General features: G+C 43.5%; 19 protein-coding genes. All 19 read right to left on the bottom strand.

Annotated features, from left to right (window positions below; genetic code table 11):
* Nucleotides 1-163: 163 nt before the first annotated feature.
* Nucleotides 164-4,477: a PolC-type DNA polymerase III gene (locus NQ117_RS17405; RefSeq protein WP_258279282.1), complete on the bottom strand. Its 4,314-nt coding sequence runs from the start codon at nucleotides 4,475-4,477 to the stop codon at nucleotides 164-166.
* A gap of 124 nt (nucleotides 4,478-4,601) precedes the next feature.
* On the bottom strand, nucleotides 4,602-6,050 hold the full coding sequence (gene proS, locus NQ117_RS17400) for a proline--tRNA ligase (protein WP_258279281.1): 1,449 nt from the start codon (nucleotides 6,048-6,050) through the stop codon (nucleotides 4,602-4,604).
* A 114-nt stretch (nucleotides 6,051-6,164) separates the two neighbouring features.
* Nucleotides 6,165-7,439 carry an RIP metalloprotease RseP gene (gene rseP, locus NQ117_RS17395; protein ID WP_258279443.1) on the bottom strand — a complete coding sequence of 425 codons (1,275 nt, stop codon included), beginning with the start codon at nucleotides 7,437-7,439 and terminating at the stop codon, nucleotides 6,165-6,167.
* A 106-nt stretch (nucleotides 7,440-7,545) separates the two neighbouring features.
* Nucleotides 7,546-8,697 (bottom strand): 1-deoxy-D-xylulose-5-phosphate reductoisomerase, encoded by a 1,152-nt coding sequence (locus NQ117_RS17390; RefSeq protein WP_258279280.1) that lies wholly within the window; start codon nucleotides 8,695-8,697, stop codon nucleotides 7,546-7,548.
* Nucleotides 8,698-8,750: 53 nt separating this feature from the next.
* Nucleotides 8,751-9,545: a phosphatidate cytidylyltransferase gene (locus NQ117_RS17385; RefSeq protein ID WP_258279279.1), complete on the bottom strand. Its 795-nt coding sequence runs from the start codon at nucleotides 9,543-9,545 to the stop codon at nucleotides 8,751-8,753.
* Between the two features lie 18 nt (nucleotides 9,546-9,563).
* Nucleotides 9,564-10,334, bottom strand: a complete 771-nt coding sequence (locus NQ117_RS17380; RefSeq protein ID WP_258279278.1) for an undecaprenyl pyrophosphate synthase — start codon at nucleotides 10,332-10,334, stop codon at nucleotides 9,564-9,566.
* A 122-nt stretch (nucleotides 10,335-10,456) separates the two neighbouring features.
* On the bottom strand, nucleotides 10,457-11,011 hold the full coding sequence (frr, locus tag NQ117_RS17375; RefSeq protein WP_258279277.1) for a ribosome recycling factor: 555 nt from the start codon (nucleotides 11,009-11,011) through the stop codon (nucleotides 10,457-10,459).
* Nucleotides 11,011-11,739 carry a UMP kinase gene (gene pyrH / locus NQ117_RS17370; RefSeq protein WP_258279276.1) on the bottom strand — a complete coding sequence of 243 codons (729 nt, stop codon included), beginning with the start codon at nucleotides 11,737-11,739 and terminating at the stop codon, nucleotides 11,011-11,013. Before pyrH ends, frr begins: the two co-directional genes overlap by 1 nt.
* Before the next feature lie 119 nt (nucleotides 11,740-11,858).
* A complete protein-coding gene (tsf, locus tag NQ117_RS17365) occupies nucleotides 11,859-12,509 on the bottom strand; it encodes a translation elongation factor Ts (protein ID WP_258279275.1) in 651 nt (216 codons plus the stop codon).
* A gap of 128 nt (nucleotides 12,510-12,637) precedes the next feature.
* Complete coding sequence (gene rpsB / locus NQ117_RS17360) at nucleotides 12,638-13,336, bottom strand: 30S ribosomal protein S2 (RefSeq protein WP_028595549.1); 699 nt, start codon at nucleotides 13,334-13,336, stop codon at nucleotides 12,638-12,640.
* A gap of 195 nt (nucleotides 13,337-13,531) precedes the next feature.
* A complete protein-coding gene (locus NQ117_RS17355) occupies nucleotides 13,532-14,107 on the bottom strand; it encodes a hypothetical protein (protein WP_258279274.1) in 576 nt (191 codons plus the stop codon).
* Nucleotides 14,100-14,696, bottom strand: a complete 597-nt coding sequence (locus NQ117_RS17350; RefSeq protein WP_258279273.1) for a hypothetical protein — start codon at nucleotides 14,694-14,696, stop codon at nucleotides 14,100-14,102. Before NQ117_RS17350 ends, NQ117_RS17355 begins: the two co-directional genes overlap by 8 nt.
* An 83-nt stretch (nucleotides 14,697-14,779) precedes the next feature.
* The gene (locus tag NQ117_RS17345; RefSeq protein WP_258279272.1) at nucleotides 14,780-15,106 is read right to left on the bottom strand and encodes a hypothetical protein; all 327 of its coding nucleotides are present in this window, start codon (nucleotides 15,104-15,106) and stop codon (nucleotides 14,780-14,782) included.
* Nucleotides 15,107-15,130: 24 nt separating this feature from the next.
* The gene (locus tag NQ117_RS17340) at nucleotides 15,131-16,534 is read right to left on the bottom strand and encodes a flagellar assembly protein A (protein ID WP_258279271.1); all 1,404 of its coding nucleotides are present in this window, start codon (nucleotides 16,532-16,534) and stop codon (nucleotides 15,131-15,133) included.
* 87 nt (nucleotides 16,535-16,621) lie between these two features.
* Entirely contained in the window at nucleotides 16,622-17,413 is a 792-nt protein-coding gene (locus NQ117_RS17335) for a FliA/WhiG family RNA polymerase sigma factor (RefSeq protein WP_375163085.1), read from the bottom strand.
* Between the two features lie 9 nt (nucleotides 17,414-17,422).
* Nucleotides 17,423-17,863 (bottom strand): hypothetical protein, encoded by a 441-nt coding sequence (locus NQ117_RS17330; protein WP_258279269.1) that lies wholly within the window; start codon nucleotides 17,861-17,863, stop codon nucleotides 17,423-17,425.
* A 1-nt stretch (nucleotide 17,864) separates the two neighbouring features.
* Nucleotides 17,865-18,359: a chemotaxis protein CheD gene (locus NQ117_RS17325; RefSeq protein ID WP_258279268.1), complete on the bottom strand. Its 495-nt coding sequence runs from the start codon at nucleotides 18,357-18,359 to the stop codon at nucleotides 17,865-17,867.
* The gene (locus NQ117_RS17320; protein ID WP_258279267.1) at nucleotides 18,356-18,976 is read right to left on the bottom strand and encodes a chemotaxis protein CheC; all 621 of its coding nucleotides are present in this window, start codon (nucleotides 18,974-18,976) and stop codon (nucleotides 18,356-18,358) included. Before NQ117_RS17320 ends, NQ117_RS17325 begins: the two co-directional genes overlap by 4 nt.
* A 4-nt stretch (nucleotides 18,977-18,980) precedes the next feature.
* The gene (locus tag NQ117_RS17315) at nucleotides 18,981-19,442 is read right to left on the bottom strand and encodes a chemotaxis protein CheW (RefSeq protein ID WP_258279442.1); all 462 of its coding nucleotides are present in this window, start codon (nucleotides 19,440-19,442) and stop codon (nucleotides 18,981-18,983) included.
* Between the last annotated feature and the right edge of the window lie 13 nt (nucleotides 19,443-19,455).

The raw sequence follows: 19,455 nt of genomic DNA, 5'->3' as shown, positions 1-19,455 counted from the left end.
TCTACATCGCAATTACCTGTTCAATTCTTAACAGAAATTGGTGTTATACAAAAAAAGTCCGGATGTAAATATGAAAGAGTGGGTTTCCCCACTCTTCTCAACGGCTGTATCCACATGATTACCAAAAGAATTATAGCATAAACAATTACCAAAAAGCAATGTGTCAGAACAGCGACAGCTGGTTCGTCTCAGGTAATCCGCGGAAGCAGCCCATCTGTGTTAACAGCTCAATAATCGTCTTCGAAGCTTTAGAACGCTGCTGGAAATCTTCGATCGACAAGTATTCATCACCTTCACGCGAAGCCGCAATGTTACGTGCAGCATTCTCGCCAATACCCTGCAACGCGGAGAAAGGTGGAATTAGCGAATCCCCCTCCACTAAGAACTTCGTTGCATCTGAACGATAAAGATCAAGGGACTTAAAACTCAAGCCACGAGCCGTCATCTCCAACGCCATTTCCAAAACAGGAAGCATGTTCTTCTCTTTCGGAAGTGCTTGGAAACCTTTCGCTTCAATTTCATCAATCTTACGGTTGATCGCCTCATGGCCTTGGCAGAGTAGCTCAATATCAAAGTCTTCCGCACGAACCGTGAAATACGTAGCGTAGAACTCGATTGGATGATACAGCTTATAGTAAGCACAGCGTACTGCTGAAATAACATAAGCAGCAGCATGGGCTTTCGGGAACATGTACTGGATTTTCAAACAAGAATCAATATACCATTGCGGTACATTGCAGCGCTTCATCTCATTAATCCAATCTTCTGAAAGTCCCTTACCTTTACGTACATTTTCCGTAATCTTAAATGCTAGACTTGCATCCATACCCGCTTTGTAGATAAGGAACAGCATAATCTCGTCACGACAACCGATAACGGTCTTAATCGTACAAATACCACTTTTAATAAGTTCTTGAGCATTTCCAAGCCATACCCCTGTGCCATGGGATAAACCTGATATTTGCAGCAAATCGGCAAAAGAACTTGGCTGACATTCGACAAGCATTTGGCGAACGAATCGCGTCCCCATTTCTGGTATACCATACGTCGCAACAGGTGTGCGAATTTGCTCAGGCTCAACCTTAAGCGCCTTCGTAGAGTTGAACAAGCTCATCACTTTGGGATCATTCATCGGGATCGTCGTTGGGTCTACTCCAGTTAAGTCCTGAAGCATACGCATCATCGTCGGATCATCGTGACCTAGAATATCAAGCTTTAGCAAGTTAGCATCGAAAGCGTGATAATCGAAATGCGTAGTCTTCCATTCCGCACTTGTATCATCTGCTGGGAATTGAATAGGCGTAATATCTTCAACTTCCATATAGTCTGGAACTACAACGATACCGCCTGGATGCTGTCCTGTACTGCGTTTTACACCTGTACAACCTGATGCAAGCCGGTTCAATTCTGCACCGCGCCATTTTTTATGGTAATTCTCTTCATATTTCTTCGTAAAACCAAACGCTGTCTTCTCTGCTACCGTACCGATCGTACCTGCACGGAATACACTTTTCTCACCAAATAGCTCCTTCGTGTAATTATGCGCAATCGGCTGATATTCACCTGAGAAGTTCAAATCGATATCGGGAACTTTATCTCCCTTAAATCCAAGGAACGTTTCAAATGGGATATCCTGTCCCTCGCCTTTCATGCGACCACCGCAGTCCGGACAATCCTTATCAGGCAAATCGAACCCACTTGGGACACTACCATCTGTAATCCACTCGTTATGCTTGCATTCTGAGTTAAGGCATACATAATGCGGTGGCAACGGATTAACTTCAGAGATACCAAGGAACGTCGCAACGACTGATGAACCTACGGAACCACGAGAACCAACCAAGTAGCCATCTGCATTCGATTTTTTTACAAGCCGCTCGGAAATCAAATAGTTCGCAGAGAAACCGAATTTAATAATCGGTTCAAGTTCCTTCTCTAGTCGTGCAACAACGATTTCAGGCACAGGCTCGCCATAAATGCGCTTTGCTGTGTCGTAACAAGTATTACGCATCTCTTCATCTGCACCATCAATAATCGGCGTAAACAACTCATCTGGGAACAGTTTCAATGCTTCAAATCGTTCTGCCAATTCATTCGGGTTCGTTATAACAACTCGCTTTGCAACATCAGCACCAAGGAACTCAAATTCCTTAAGCATTTCTGTCGTCGTACGGAAATGAGCATCTGGTTTCTTTTGGTCTTTAAGCGGACTAAAGCCAGTAATACCATGGATCGTAATATCACGGAACATTTTATCCCGTGGATTCAAATAATGAACGTTACCAGTCGCTATGACCGGCTTACCAAACTTGTCTCCAATGTCACATACTTTACGAATGGCTTGCTCAATATCAGACGGTGCGCCCACAAGCCCCTTATCTACAAGATGCATGTACATCGTGAGCGGTTGAATTTCTAACACATCATAAAATTGAGCGATTTCTTCTGCTTCTTCTCGGGACTTGTTCAATACAGCCTCAAAGAATTCGCCTTTCTCACAGCCTGAAATGATAAGCAGCCCTTCACGATGTTCGATCAGCTTGCGCTTTGGAATACAAGCAACACGATGGAAGTACTCCGTATGGGATGACGAAACAAGCTTGTACAAATTCTTTTTGCCCACATTGTTCAATGCATAAATGCTGCAGTGGAATGGACGTGTATTTTTTAAGTTCTGACCGACGTAATCATTAAGACGATCCAACATCTCAATACCACGTATCGAATGCGCGTCATGCAGCAATCCAACTAACACACCTGACAAAGCAATCGTATCATCTATCGCACGGTGATGATTTTCAAGCGATACTTTATACTTGTCTGCCAACGTATTTAGTCGATGATTTTTGATTGTTGGATGAATCAATCTTGCTAGTTCAAGCGTATCCAATACAGGGTTAGACAGTTCCGCCAATCCTAACTGTTTCAGATTATGCTGTACGAAGCCCATATCAAATCGAGCATTATGAGCAACTAGGATATCGTCTTCCACAAACGCTACGAACTGTTTCAACACTTCATCTACTTCGGGCGCATCTTGAACCATATCGTCCGTAATATTCGTTAATTGCTGGATGTTGTATGGAATACGTTCATGCGGATTAACGAATGAAGCGTACCGATCAATCTCTTTGCCGTCCTGCATTTTAACTGCCGCAATCTCGATAATTTTGTTGTTCGATACGGATAGACCCGTTGTCTCGATATCAAATACAACATAAGTTGCCTCTTTCAAGTTGCGGGGTCCTGCATTCATAACGACTTCCGTATTATCATTGACCACATTCGCTTCCAGACCATAAATCACTTTGACACCATGCTTTTTCGCAGCCTTAGCAGCTTCTGGATAACATTGGACATTGGCATGATCCGTAACAGCTATTGCCTTATGTCCCCACTTCGCTGCTTGCTTCACATAACTATCAATTGAAGTAACGGCATCCATCGTGCTCATCGTCGTGTGCAAATGGAACTCTACCCGCTTTTCCTCTGCTGTATCTTGGCGTTCTGGAGGAGCAGTTACTTCTTGCAAATCAGACGCGAGCATAACTAGCTCTGGTGTCATCATAAACCGGTCATACTCGACACGACCACGTACTTTAACCCATTTTCCGTTCGATAAGAGACTAAGTTTAAGTACATCTTCTTTTGACTTAGCAAACATCTTGATTAGCATGGAATCAGAAAAGTCCGTTACATTGTAGGTAAATAGCGTATTACCATTCCGCAGTTCCTTCGTTTCCAATCCGAATACCATACCTTGCAATGTAACACGCTTCTCTTCATCCTGCACGTCCATAATTGGCATAGGTTGATCTTTAACTTCATAGCCAAATTGTAGACGATCCGGAACAACTCCCGGTTCAGCATCTTGATCGACAGACTCCAACGCAGCTTCTTCCATCATGCGCTGAACAGCTTTACGTTCTTCCTCAACCAGCTTCGCTTGGAATTCCTGGACCACTTCTTTGTCTTGCTGTCCAATCTGAAGCTGTACACGTAATTGGCGAGAGAAATACGTATCATAGAAGCGCTTGACGTATTCATCAATTTGCTTTTTCTTAGCCAGTTCCAATGAAGTTTCTTCAGTTAGTAATATCCGAACCAGATCAGATTCAACTTCAATCTGCGCCCGATGCAGCCAACCATTTACGGAAGCAACCTCACGTTTCACCCATTCCATGAATAGCTGCCAATAAGATTCAACGACTTCTTGATAAGAAACCACTTCTTCATAATGAAAAATGATTCTTATCTTTGCGATATGAGACATTTTATCTTGGATTTTCAAACAAAATGTTCGGTACGCTTCCGGTGGTACAATCGTTGATTTTTCGATGTGGATCGTCCATTCCCGATTCGAACGGCTTGTTTCTACACGATCGATATGTCCATCTTGAAAAAAGGTATGGATAAGTTCGGGCGGCAGTTCGGCTTGCTTCATTAGCAGCTCAAAACGTTGTCTACGATCCGTCATGAAGTCCACCTCCTGTCTAATCTATAGAACAGAAATGGCTTTCGCTAGGAGTCATCATTCGGATTGCCGAGGGATGCTCCCGCATCGAAAGCCATTTCATCTTTATTCACTATTAGTATTGTAATTAATATGCACGTGCAAATACAACGGTATGTTTAGCCTTCTCTCCACATACTAGGCAGGAGGACTTATGCTCATCTACCGTGAATGGAATGTTACGGCTAGTAGCACCTGTTTCTTCCTTCACTTGATTCTCACAAGCGTCAGAACCACACCATCCAGCTAATGTGAAGCCGCGTTTTTCTTCCATAGATACTTTCATTTCGTCGATTGTATTCACGGAATAGAAGTTCTCTTGGCGGAATTCTAGTGCACGATTGAACATTTCACCATGTACGTCGTTCAACATCTTCTGCACTTCTTCCGTCAGGTTCGATTGCTCAACAATTCGCTTCTCACCTGTAACACGAGAAACGAGTACACATACACCATTTTCCATATCACGAGGACCGATTTCAAGGCGAACTGGAACACCGCGCATTTCGTATTCGTTGAACTTCCAGCCCGGCGATACATCGGAACGATCATCCATACGTACACGAACGCCTGCACTTTTCAATTCAGCGAACAATTCATCTGCACGACTTACCACTTGATCGCGCATTTTGGCAGGTCCAATTGGAATAATAACAACTTGTGTTGGAGCAACTTTAGGAGGCAAAACCAATCCACGATCGTCACCATGCACCATAATCATGGAGCCAATTAGACGTGTGCTTACTCCCCAAGAAGTCGTGTGTACATACTCCATCGCATTTTCACGGCCAAGGTATTGGATATCAAATGCTACAGCAAAGTTTGTTCCCAAGTAATGTGAAGTACCCGCTTGTACAGCACGTCCGTCCTTCATCATCGCTTCAATTGAATACGTATCTACCGCGCCCGCGAATTTCTCAGAAGGTGTTTTTTGACCAACGATTACGGGAATCGCCAAGTAACCTTCAACAAATTCTTTATAAATTTGAAGCATTTGCATGGTCTCTTGACGTGCTTCTTCTTCTGTTTCATGTGCCGTATGGCCTTCCTGCCACAAGAATTCACTTGTACGGAGGAACGGCAATGTACGCTTCTCCCAACGAACAACATTCGCCCATTGGTTAATAAGAACAGGGAGATCACGATAGGACTGAATCCACTTGGAGTACATATGACCAATCATGGTTTCGGATGTAGGACGAATGGCAAGACGCTCTTCAAGCTTCTCTCCACCTGCTTCCGTAACCCATGGCAACTCGGGATTAAATCCTTCTACGTGCTCCTTTTCCTTTTGGAAGAAGCTCTCAGGAATAAACATTGGGAAATAAGCATTACGGTGACCTGTTTCCTTAAAGCGGCGATCTAATTCCTCACGAATATGCTCCCAAATCTCGAAGCCATCGGGACGGAATACGATACAGCCACGAACTGGGGAGTAATCCATCAGCTCAGCTTTTTTAATAACATCAATATACCAGCGTGAGAAATCTTCTTGCTGTGGTGTAATTTCCGATACGAACTGCTTCTCCTTAGACATGACGGATAAGTTCCTCCTGAATCTGTACATTAGCGAAGCCACATCATTTTCTATTATCTAAATGAAATAACTCTATAGTGAAACGATGCAGACTAGCTAATGACGTCAAAAATATTAGCTTTTAAATAGTCGTAATATATCATTATAAGTAACAACCAGTATAAGCATCATAAGCATAGCGAAGCCGACAAAGTGAACCATACTTTCACGGTTCGGATCAATTGGCTTTCCTCTCAATGCTTCAACTCCGATAAATACTAAGCGGCTTCCGTCCAATGCAGGAATTGGAAGTAGATTGAATATACCTAAGTATAAACTTAGTATGGCTGTCCATAATGTAAGTTGTTCAATTCCTTGTTTGGCAACTTGACCCGTTATTTCGAATGTTCTTACAGGCCCACCCAAGTCATCAAGCTTGAATTGCCCGAATACCAACTGCTTAAAACCATCGAATATTAACTTCGTCATGTTAACCATTGAAGTTCCTGCATGTTGGAACGTCTCTGTAAACGAAGGTGAGCGAGTCGGAAGAATAGGTGAAATACCAACTTTTCCACCCTCATGCCCTTCTAATTTTACAGGAGTCAGTGTCACTTCTAAACGCTCAGTTCCTCGCAATACGCTCCACGTCATCGGCTTACCTTCTGATTCAGCTGTCATTTTCACAAGCTTTTCAGCGTCTCCACCGATTGCGACGCCATTAATTTTCTCAATGATATCGCCTTCTTGGATATTAGCTTTGGCAGCAGGCATATCCTCTTTGATGTTGCCTACTTTGACGTAAGTAGGGTTTTCCAATGGAATGCCAACCATTAAAATATGGGCAGCAAACAAGAAAAACGCAAGAATGAAGTTCATTAATGGTCCGCCAAAAATAGCCAAAGCACGCTGACCAACAGTCTTGCCGCCAAATTGGCGATTACGGGGTGCAATTTGAGTATCCTGATTACGTGCTACGATAAGTGCTTGCGGATGCACCTGATACGTATGCTGTTCGCCATCAACCGCCAGCGTAAGATTTAGATTGCGCTCTAAATCAATGCTAACAATCTCACCACGAATGACATTTTTCCTCATATCGAGTTGATCTGCAAACAGCTTCTTCACTTGTCCATCGCCGATGCGAATCGCAATCGTTTGTCCTGGCTGAATTTCTACAACTTCGGGATCTTCGCCAGCCATTCTGACATAGCCTCCAATTGGAAGCAATCTCAGCGTATAGCGTGTTTCACCCTTCTTGTATGCAAAAATTTTGGGTCCAAAACCAATTGCAAACTCCCGCACTAGAATGCCAGCACGCTTAGCAAATATGAAATGACCCCACTCATGTATCGTTACGATGATGAAAAAAACGAGTACTGAAGACAGTACTATCTGCACCATTTGCAAGCGTAACATCCTCCTTTAGCGTTGCGGGACGCGTATAACCTATACATTATCATTATTCTCCATCATCGCACAAGAGAATCCATTGTCCTAGAATTGTGTACGCTAGTTATTCAACTGGAGGCAAGCTAGCTGCAACAGCTCTCGCTCTTCCATCAGCGTCTTCAATTTCAGCTAAGGAAGGAGCGGCAATAACTTGATGATTGCACAGCACTTTCTCAACGATGCGTTCAATATCTAAGAAACCAATTTCCCCTTTAAGGAAACGACTTACTGCAACTTCGTTTGCAGCATTAAACACAGTCGTTGCCGTGCCGCCTGCTTGACCACTCTCATAAGCATAACGTACCATCGGATAACGAGCCATGTCCATTTCACGGAAATGAAGCTTACCGATCTCAGCTAGGCTTAGTGACGGCCCTTTTATCTCGACCCGTTCTGGATATGTCAATGCATACTGGATAGGCACACGCATGTCAGGCAGCCCAAGCTGCGCGATAACAGAACCGTCCACATATTCGACGAAGGAATGAATAATGCTTTCTGGATGAATGAGCACTTGAATTTGCTCATAAGGAATGTCGAATAGCCAGTGTGCTTCAATAACTTCTAGACCTTTATTCGCCATCGTTGCGGAATCTATCGTAATCTTGGCACCCATAGACCAGTTGGGATGGTTCAACGCTTGTTCTACAGTTACATCTTTAAGTTCTTCTCTTCCTTTATCTCGGAAGCTACCTCCTGATGCTGTCAACGTAATCGAGCGCAAATGACGCATCGATTCTCCGTTTAAACATTGGAAGATAGCTGAATGTTCACTGTCAATCGGTAACAAAGCTACGTTATGCTTTCGTGCCGCCGCTGTCACAAGATGTCCTGCTGTTACGAGCGTCTCTTTGTTAGCCAACCCGATCTGCTTGCCTTGTTCAATAGCAGCTAACGTGGACTTCAAACCGATACTGCCCATTACTGCAGTAACGACAGTATCCGCATTACCATAAGAGGCCACCTCGATTAGGCCTTCCTCTCCATATGTCAGCGCCGTTCCTGCTGGCAGATGGATCCGAATCGCATCAGCAGCTGCTTTGTCCTGTACCGACACTAGCTTTGGGCGAAATTGTTGCGCTTGCTGCAATAGCAGTTCAATGTTCCGGCCAGCAGCCATCGCTTCGATTTGAAAATGCTCAGGGTGCTGCGCTACCACATCTAATGTCTGAGTTCCGATGGAACCTGTGGAACCTAGTAGAGCGATTCGTTTCATGAAACACCTCTATTCATTATGTTTCCGCGTTACGGAAGATGCTGCTTTTTGTACTAATAAACAACACCAATGAAGTACGCAAGTGGGAATACAATTAACCAACTGTCACAGCGATCAAGCACACCGCCATGGCCTGGCAATAAGTTTCCAGAATCTTTGACTCCTTGTACTCGCTTATACGCTGACTGAATCAAATCACCCATCTGGCCTGCAAGTGATACGGTTAGAGCAAGTATTACCGCTTGCGTAATAGACATCATGTCTGGGTTCGTAAAAGCACCAATCAAACATACAATTATAGATACAAGCACGCCTCCAACAGCACCTTCAATTGTTTTGTTAGGGCTAATCGCTGGCCATAATTTATGCTTGCCTATAGCTCGTCCTACAAAATAGGCACCAATATCGGAAGCCCATACTGCAGCAAAAAGCAGTATAGTCCAGAACAAACCGTGCTCTATTTCATTTCGAATCACGATCATATACTTGAATCCAAAGCCAACATACAATGCCCCGAACCATAACACAGCAGCATTTTGGATGGTAATACGATTCTTACTAATGACCGTGATCGATAATGCGATAAACATAAACAGCCACAAAATCACATCAGGTGACCAGTTAATTTCGATCCCCCAACGTGACCAGGGAACTGACAGCAATAGAACTAACCCATATCCTAGGAGAGATATCAAGTCAAAAGGCTGTTTATGAAGCATTCGAGCATATTCGTAAAATCCAATTAACGCCAGAGCGATAAGCAACCCTTCATAAGGAAAGCTACCGATGTAAACCAGCACTGCAAAGAACGATCCGGCGATAACTCCCGTCATGATGCGCTGTTTCATATTGACTCGTCCTCCAACTTATTGTAGTCCGCCATACCGCCTATGACGACTTTGGTACTCGGCTACCGCTTCCTTCAAATGTTCCCCAGTAAAGTCAGGCCACAGCACATCAGTAAACCAAAATTCACTATATGCCAATTGCCATAACATAAAGTTGCTCAGACGCATTTCCCCGCTCGTCCTAATAAGCAAATCAGGATTAGGCAAATGATTTGTTAAAAGATGTGCAGATATCATCTTTTCATCTATCTGCTCCACTTGTACTCGCCCTGCTAATACATCGGCTGCGATTTCACGAACACCTTCAACCAGCTCACGCTGTCCGCCATAATTTAAAGCGAAATTAAGAATAAGGCCAGTGTTGTGTTTCGTCCGTTCAATTGCTTCTTCTAATGGTTTACGTGTATGTTCTGGCAACTGCTCCCGATGTCCCATCATCTGAACTTGAACGTTCTCTTTAATCAGTTCATCTAGCTCAATGGCCAAAAATTCTTGAGGCAATTTCATTAGAAATTCCACTTCATCCTTGGGCCGTTTCCAATTTTCTGTTGAAAATGCATACATCGTAAGTACTTTGATACCCAACTCATTTGCGGCTATCGTCACATTCTTGACAGCCTTCATGCCGGTATGATGGCCAGCAACACGAGGCAATCCACGGCGCTTCGCCCAGCGTCCATTGCCATCCATTATAATGGCAACATGTTCTGGGACATTGTCTTTAGATATGTGCAAAGGCTTATGGCTAGTTTCGCGTTGCTTCAACCACGCTTGGAATCGCTTAATCATTCCGTCTCCTCCAACCCGGTGATAACATACTGACGTCGAAGCCCTTAAGACTGTCGGGTTCGAATAAAAAGACAATAAACCCCACCGTGTGGAGGGGTATCAAGTCACTGTTGTCTAGAACGTTACACTTCCAGAATTTCTTTTTCTTTTGCAGCAAGTACTTTGTCAACTTCGACTATGTACTTGTCTGTAAGCTTTTGAACATCATCCTGATGGCGACGAGACTCGTCTTCAGAAATATCTGTCTTTTCCATCTTTTTGATATCATCATTCGCATCACGACGAATATTACGAACAGCTACTTTAGCTTCTTCGCCATATTTCTTCGTTTGCTTTACGAGTTCCAAACGACGCTCTTCTGTAAGAGCAGGAATCGTAATACGAATCATTTGTCCATCGTTGGCTGGAGTTAATCCAAGGTCAGACTTCATAATTGCTTTTTCGATAGCACCAATAGAAGTTTTATCCCATGGCTGAATCATCAAAGTACGAGCATCTGGCGTATTGAGGTTAGCAAGCTGATTAACAGGCGTCATTGCACCATAGTATTCAACTTGAATGCGATCAAGCAAAGCCGGAGTAGCGCGACCTGCACGAAGTGACGTCAATTCACGTTTGAGTGCACCAATCGCTTTTTCCATACGCTCTTCTGCATTTTTTTTAACTGCTTGCGGCATTAGTCTACACTCCCTTTTACAATAGTACCGATCTTCTCACCGAGCACGACTCGCTTAATGTTACCATTTTCTGTGATATTAAACACAACAAGTTGAAGATCATTGTCCATACACAGAGAAGTAGCTGTTGAGTCCATAACACCAAGATTTCGGTTTAACACTTCCAAGTAAGTCAACTGATCGAATTTCTCTGCTGTTGCATCTTTGAAAGGATCTGCAGAGTATACGCCATCCACTTTGTTTTTAGCCATTAGGATGACATCAGCTTCGATCTCCGCAGCACGTAGAGCTGCAGTCGTATCCGTCGAGAAGAACGGGTTTCCTGTACCTGACGCAAAAATAACTACTCGACCTTTCTCCAAGTGACGAATAGCACGACGACGAATATACGGTTCAGCAATTTGCTGCATAGCAATCGATGTTTGAACACGTGTAGGCACGCCAATTTGCTCTAGTGCATCCTGCAAAGCTAGAGAATTCATTACAGTTGCAAGCATACCCATGTAGTCTGCTGTGCCACGATCAATGCCTTTCTCGCTTCCTGCAATTCCACGCCAAATATTCCCACCGCCACAGACGATAGCCACTTCAATGCCAAGCTCTACGACTTCTTTAACTTGCTCTGCAATAGAAGTGATCATATCTGACTCGATGCCATATCCAGCTTGACCTGCCAACGACTCACCGCTAACTTTCAATACGATGCGTTTATAAACCGGTTGCTTCAATGTATACCCTCCACTTTCCATAACGACCGCTAAAAAAGAAGGAACACAATGTGTCCCAACTTTTCAGCGTGCCTGTTGATAGCCTTAAGGCTTGCTTGCAATGTATTTCCGAACGAAAATTACATTTTAGCTTGTGCCATAACCTCTTCAACAAAGTTATCTTGTTTTTTCTCCAAACCTTCACCAAGCTCGTAACGAACGAAGCGACGGATAGAAATGTTTTCGCCGATTGTAGCGATTTTTTCTTTAAGAAGTTCTTCGATTGTTTTGTCCGGATCTTTAATGAAGGATTGCTCCATCAAGCAGAACTCTTCGTAGTACTTGCTGATACGGCCTTCAACCATTTTCTCAACGATTTTCTCAGGCTTGCCTTCGTTAAGAGCTTGAGCTTTCAAGATTTCTCTTTCTTTCTCAATCTCATCAGCAGATACTTCTTCACGACGAACGAACTTCGGAGCAGAAGCTGCGATATGCATTGCGATGTCTTTTGCGAAAGCTTGGAACTGATCTGTCATTGCAACGAAGTCAGTTTCACAGTTGATTTCAACCAATACGCCGATACGGCCGTTAGCATGGATGTAAGATTGTACTACACCCTCTGTAGCGATACGATCGCCTTTTTTAGCTGCAGCAGCCAAACCTTTTTCACGAAGGATTTCGCTTGCTCTTGCGATATCACCATTTGCTTCTTCCAACGCTTTTTTGCAATCAAGCATACCAGCGCCTGTTTTTTCACGTAGTTCTTTTACTGCACTCGCATTAACTGCCATGTTAGTTACCTCCAACACAATATTAGCTTCGTTATGTAACGAAGACGTAGAGTTCGATTCTCTTCAAAAAAAGGGCGGCGAGAGGTGTATCACCTTTCAACCACCCTTTGTTCATCCAATTCTTATGCTTAAGCTGTTGTTTCTTCGCCTTGGTTAGCTTCGATAATTGCATCAGCCATTTTAGCAGTCAACAATTTAACAGCACGGATTGCATCGTCGTTACCAGGGATAACATAGTCGATTTCATCCGGATCGCAGTTAGTATCAACGATACCTACGATTGGGATACCCAATTTGCGAGCTTCTGCAACAGCAATACGCTCTTTACGTGGGTCGATTACGAACAATGCGCTAGGCAATTGTTTCATGTGTTTGATACCGCCCAAGAATTTCTCAAGACGATCTTTCTCCTTACGGAGCAAGATAACTTCTTTCTTAGGAAGTACTGCGAAAGTACCGTCCTCTTCCATAGCCTCAAGCTTCTTCAAACGATCAACACGTTTTTGAATGGTTTGGAAGTTAGTCAATGTACCACCCAACCAACGTTGGTTGATGAAGTATTGACCAGCACGAGCCGCTTCTTCTTTAACGGAATCTTGTGCTTGTTTCTTAGTACCAACGAACAACACTGTGCCGCCGTCAGCTGCAAGGGATTTTACAAAGTTGTAAGCTTCCTCGACTTTTTTCACTGTCTTTTGCAAGTCAATGATGTAAATACCGTTACGTTCTGTGAAGATATATCTGTCCATCTTTGGGTTCCAGCGACGAGTCTGGTGACCGAAATGTACGCCAGCTTCCAAAAGCTGTTTCATGGAGATAACTGCCATCTTCACTACACCTCCTAATTGGTTCGTTTTCCTCCGCCAATGTCATCTTCCGACAAGACTTCCCGCACAGTTTCCCACGACAGAAAGCACCCTTGCCAAAATTAATCGGCGTGTGTTCTTAACACCGTCAATTAATATATCATATTGTGCATAACGTTGCAACCATTTTCACTTTACATCCATTTACTATTTCAACTAGCCATTCGGTGTTTTCAGTAATGTTTGCAGTACATCTTGCTCAGACATAGGGAGTGTGAATTGAAACTTGCCAGTACGCAAACTTCGAGCCTTTTTCTCCCGCTGCAAAAATTGTTGAAAAGCCTCAGCATCTTTCACAACTCCGGCTGTCTCTAATAACTTGGAAATATCATCTGAAGTAGACTTTGCTGGTATAAACACACTAATAGTATTACTGTCTGCTTTGTTTTTATCAGCATTCTTATCAGCTATCTTATTTTTTGCAGCAGGAAGCTCTGACTTCTCTGTCTCAGAAGTAGACTTAGTCAGATTGGAGTTTGTCGTTTCATTCTGCTTTATATTTTGAGCCTCATTATCAAGTTTGCCTTTATCAGAATTGTTAGCATCCTTTTCTGGTGGAAGAACTGAAGCTTTTGGCACAAGGTCATATCCTTGGCGATCCGCTTCTCGTACAAGTTGCTGTTCTGTCAATTCTGTACTCACTGTCTGTCCGATCAACATGATTTGTAGCAATAGCGTACCGATGATGACTCCTGCTCCTAGACCGATTAAAAATGTACGATCCTTAAACACGCCGCTCACTCTCCTGTTGACTCAGCTGGCGGATAAGCTCGACTTCACCGCGATTCATTTGTAACTCATCAGCAATCTGTTGATTGGACTTACCCTCGTCTACTAGCGTAAACAATTGTTCATAGCGGGTGCGGATCGATTGAGGCGCTGTATTTGGTTGATCGGACGCACTTTCACTTTCAATATCATGTTCTAGTGCTGAAATCATGTGTCCGCTATCAGTAGTAATTGTATTTGCAGTATAAGACATATTCACACCGACAGGTGGCAACATAGATTGTTCACGACGAATCTGAATAAGTGTCTGCTCCGCATGCCATGCACGCTCTTCAGCCTGAGATAATGTGGCTTCTAGTGCATCCATTCGATGACGAACAGCATTAAATCGCAGATCATTTTCTTTCTTCAACTGTTCAACGACAGCTAGCACTTTTTCATTTTCTTCACCAACTTCGTGAATGAAATGCTCTAATGTTGCTTCTATATTTTCAGAAAACTGTGCTTCATTGTTGCTGCGAGCAGGCTTTTTCCAGCCAACGAGCATAATGACTGCCCCTAATAGTACGAGATAAATCCATGGCTGTTCCATCAGTGCCCTCCTCTAAATCAGACGAAAATACCTTTATTATAACTATAACGCCGCAAACTCATAATGGAGTAGCGGCGTCGTGTTCAAACCGAAAAATCTATATGCTTGCCTTTGTAAGGGTGTTCAGCTGCAATCGTTTCAACTTGGTTCTCACTTTGGCTTCCAGAACGCTGCTGTCTCGACTGGTCGTCCCCTTTATGTTCTCCATTTTGTCCATCATCACGAATACGACCGTCCGCCGTTGCATCAACTTCTTCCCCTCGCTGGCGAGATATCTCAATCTGCTTAGCAGCATGATGATTAAGCAGAGACTGCTCAGCAGTAGGACGATGCTGCATCTGGTTCTGAATAGATGATGCTTCTTGTGTACGCGGTATAGCCACCTGCAATTCAACGGGTTTCAGATTCATAACCTCACCTCAATTGTTTGCTGCTTACATGGAAGACATGCCGACTTCTCCATCTACAATCTGGAATGTAGCGCGCTTACAAGCATCTTTAACGTATCGTGTATAACGTCCTATAACGATTTTGGCTCCGCCATATATCGTTTGAGTGACATGTACAAGAGACACATTCGTTTCTTCAAGCTTTCTTTCGATTTCAAGTATTCGGTCCCGAATATTTAATTTTTCTTGTGCAGCTTGCTTCCTTGTTGCATTAAGCTTGATACGCATTACAAGCTTTTCATCTGTTAGCTGTCCGACTGATGCAAGCTGATCAAGTATACGCAATGCTTTCTCTGTTTTCTCAAGATTGTCTGAGCATACTTTCAGATTCGCACGCAACTGGTTCAACTCATTTCGCAAATCAGGCAGTACTCCAACTTCGATCGTTGTCACTGTAGACATCGTATTGCCTATCGTGCGAGCTTCTACCCGTTCACCAGCTTGAATCAGTCCGCCAACGATAAGACCCTTCATACCTTTGCAGAAGACACCACGCCCCGCTTTAACTTGAGCATGCATAATGCTTTGAGATACAATTACGTCCAATCCAGCATTTACATTCGCTTCCTGAATGAAAGAGCATTTAATCGTGTGATTTGCATTAACACTACCTTTATTTCCTGCAATAATGCCGCCTGATACCTCAACAGATCCTTGTGACTCCAGCACAGCTCCTTCCACGCCACCATAGACACGGATATCGCCTACCGCTTTAACTTTGAAACCAGTCAGCACATTCCCCCGAATAACCACGGTTCCGATAAAATCAATATTTCCTGTTCGATAATCAACGTCTCCATTAACCTCAAATACAGGAAACACATTCATCTTTTCGCCTTCCGTTTTGCTTATGAGACCGTCAATGGCAGCATACATGGCTCGATCCTCTTCAACGACAACAACGTTTTTACCAATCTTGAATCGAGCCTCTTTACCCATTTTCCCATCAACAACCTCACCAGTTACATCCATTCCTGGAATCCCTGCGAGAGGTGGTACCAATTCGGCAATCCGTTGACCTTTAGCTACATTCTGCAGCTGCTTGAGTTCTTTAAGATTTACTGAACCGTCTTCTTGCTCTAAGGGACGCGAGTCCCCTACCTCAACATTGATAAGCACTCTCATGCTGCCATCTTTTCCTGGAACCGGCAGCTTTCCGCTCGCAACCAATGTTGACGTTTTTGCATACAGTTCAGGCTGGGAAACGATTTCGCGAAGCACTTCCATATTGATGCCGTATTTCACCTGATGACTCCGGAGATAATGAATTACATCATCTACCGTACATTCAAGAGGGTCATCCTGCTTCAAAACATGCACATATGCGCTCATTTTATCTTCAGACAAAGTCACGTCCATATATTGCGCCAACATATCCACGGTGCTCATAGTCGTTCCCCTTTCCATATATTAGCGAACTAGTTGTATAACCTATGTAAACTTATCGATACATATATTCCAAATAACATACGTACGCTACGACTCTAGCAGCATTGTCTTATGCTTATCGAGTACAGAACGCAAGCGCATGATAGCTTTCGAGTGTAATTGTGAGATTCGCGAAGGAGATAGACTCATAACCTCTGCAATTTCACTTAGAGATAAGTCTTCATAATAAAAGAGAGATACAACCGTACGTTCTTTCTCTGTCAATCTATCAATTCCTTCAACAAGGCATTGATGCAAAAAATGTTCATTCACTTTGAACTCAGGATTTTTAGCCTTTTCATCAACCAACAATGAGATTCGCATCTCAGAATCTTCTTCGCGAATTGGGTCCTCCAATGAACAAAGAGACATGACAGAAACATCCTGAAGCATCGTATGAAAATCCTGCCCAGATATGTTTAAATAATCGCTCACTTCTTCTTCTGTTACCGTACGTAAATATTTTTGTTCAAGGTGTTGATAAGCTTCCTCAATCTTTTTGGCCTTCTCTCTAACAGAGCGGGGAACCCAATCTCCTGAGCGCAAACCATCCAAGATTGCTCCACGTACCCTCCAAGATGCATATGTTTCAAACTGAAGCCCGCGGCTGTAATCAAACTTCTCGATAGCATCTATTAAGCCCATTACCCCATTGCTGGCAAGATCGTCTTTAGATACACTTCGCGGCAATCCTGCAGCCATTCGATTAGATACAAAGTCCACGATAGGTAAATACAGCTCTATAAGCTGTTTTTTTGCATCTACATTCTCGCGCTCTTTCCACGCTTGCCATAACTCATAATGCGAACATTGGGTTATTTTTTGCACGCTCACCGACATTCAGCCTCCTTACTTTTGTGTCAGGTGACGAACGGCTTGAGCCAATTGTTCGTCATTAAGCGGCGGCTTAGTGACTAGCTTAGGTGGGTTCATCGGTGTAAACCCCACAGCTTGGTCTGAATGTGCCGTCGAAGAACTGCTTTCAACTGGTGAAGATGTTAAAATCGCTTGAAGGTCTTGCTCATCGGGTGTTGTGTAATCAATATTTTGCCCTCGCCCCGTATCTGATGTACGTTCCCTCGCCTGGTTACTATGATTACCTTCACCACTTCCCTGCAGCAGCATATGAGCAACCCAACGAAACCCGAAAACAATCCCAAACCATATTACACCACCGATTAATCCACGAACGATGCTCGTTGACAAAGGGTTCGTCATCGAAGCAGCAAAGGTTGTTATAAGGAAGCCTATAATTCCGCCAACAATATTCCATCGAAATGATCCAGCCATATTAAATATCCTTCGTTCCTTTTTGTACACTGCGAATATTCAAAATACCATCCTCACAGCGAATTTCAATGGTACGGCCGTAATTGCCGCCTGTATCCTCACCAATGATAGGGATAGAGAGATGATCGAGAACCTGCTTGCAAGATTCAACATTTCTCGGACCGATCCGCATCATATCGTTATTGGATGAAAAAGCAAACATTTGAGCCCCACCAGCCATTTTAGCTTTTAGTCTATTGACGATCGCACCTTGTTCCTGCATAAGGCGAATTAATTCTGGAATCGCTGTATCTGCATATTTGGCAAGATTCAGCTTGCCTTCTCTAGCAATTTCAGATGAAGGCAGCATAACATGGGCCATTCCGGTTACTTTGCTAATTGAATCGTATAAGGTCAACCCAACACATGAGCCAAGTCCCGTGGTGCGCAAAGAACCTTCTCGACAAACATTGAGATCAGCCATTCCGACTTTTACTACGGTGGACTCTTCTATCATTCGAACGGCACTCCCAATGCTGTAAATATTTTAGAAAAGGAGTCTGGATCTGGGATTAGGAAAAATGTTCCTTGTATCTCTTCGCAACCTTCAAGAAACTTTGTATCGATCAGCAATGCGCTGTCGCCCATTTCACCATATTGAATCAGCCCATAGTTAAGTACAGCACCCGCCATGTCAATTGCCAACTGAGGCACTGTCGGACTCATGGCTAGTTTCGTAAAATCAGCTAACGATGATAGATACGACCCGGCTAAAATGTTTCCGATTTCTGAAAGTGCCGAGATCTCCATATCACAGAAGTCCAAATCCTTATTGTCGTTCATATTCACTAGATAAGAAAGCAATCTTTTTGCAGGCTCCTGCTCAAAAATAAAGAAGAGATGTCCCGGAACCTGCCCTTCAACACGAAAATAAATTGCAATTACGACCTGCTCAGGGCCACCTACTTCATCTGCAATGCATTCGAAAGGCAGCACTCTTACTTTCGGAACTTGCATGTCTACTGGACGATTTAGAAGTCGGGAAAGGGCCGTGGCGGCGTTCCCGGCACCAATATTCCCGATTTCTTTTAATACATCCAGCTTAAATTCGCCTAGGCTCTCGTACAGTTGCACGTAATTAAGCCTCTAGCTCTTCCAACTTAATAATTTCTTCTCGATTCAACACTTCAGCCAAATTCAGCATGATGAGCAATCGTTGATCGTTAATTTTGGCTACGCCGCGCAAATATTTCGCCTTAACCCCACCAACTACTTCTGGAGGAGCCTCAATCTGCTCTGCATTCATATCAATGACATCACTTGCACCATCTACTATGAATCCTACTTCCATTTCATGTGTGTTCACAATAATGATACGAGTCTGATCATCATACTCTGCTTCTGGAAGACCAAAGCGACCTCGCAAATCCATAACAGGTACAACTACACCTCGCAAGTTGACAACACCTTTTATAAAGGTAAATGTTTTGGGTACACGTGTAATCGGCATCATCCGCTCAATTGTTTTTACTTTCTCTACCTCTATACCATACTCTTCGTGTGCTAGCTTAAAGACGACTACTTTAATCTCTTCTGCCATCATGATTCCTCCT

It is taken from the genome of Paenibacillus sp. SC116 (assembly GCF_024733555.1).
Classification (GTDB): domain Bacteria; phylum Bacillota; class Bacilli; order Paenibacillales; family Paenibacillaceae; genus Paenibacillus_B.
The sequence above is the reverse complement of the archived record's forward strand: the minus strand, read 5'-3'. Positions and strand labels throughout refer to the sequence as shown.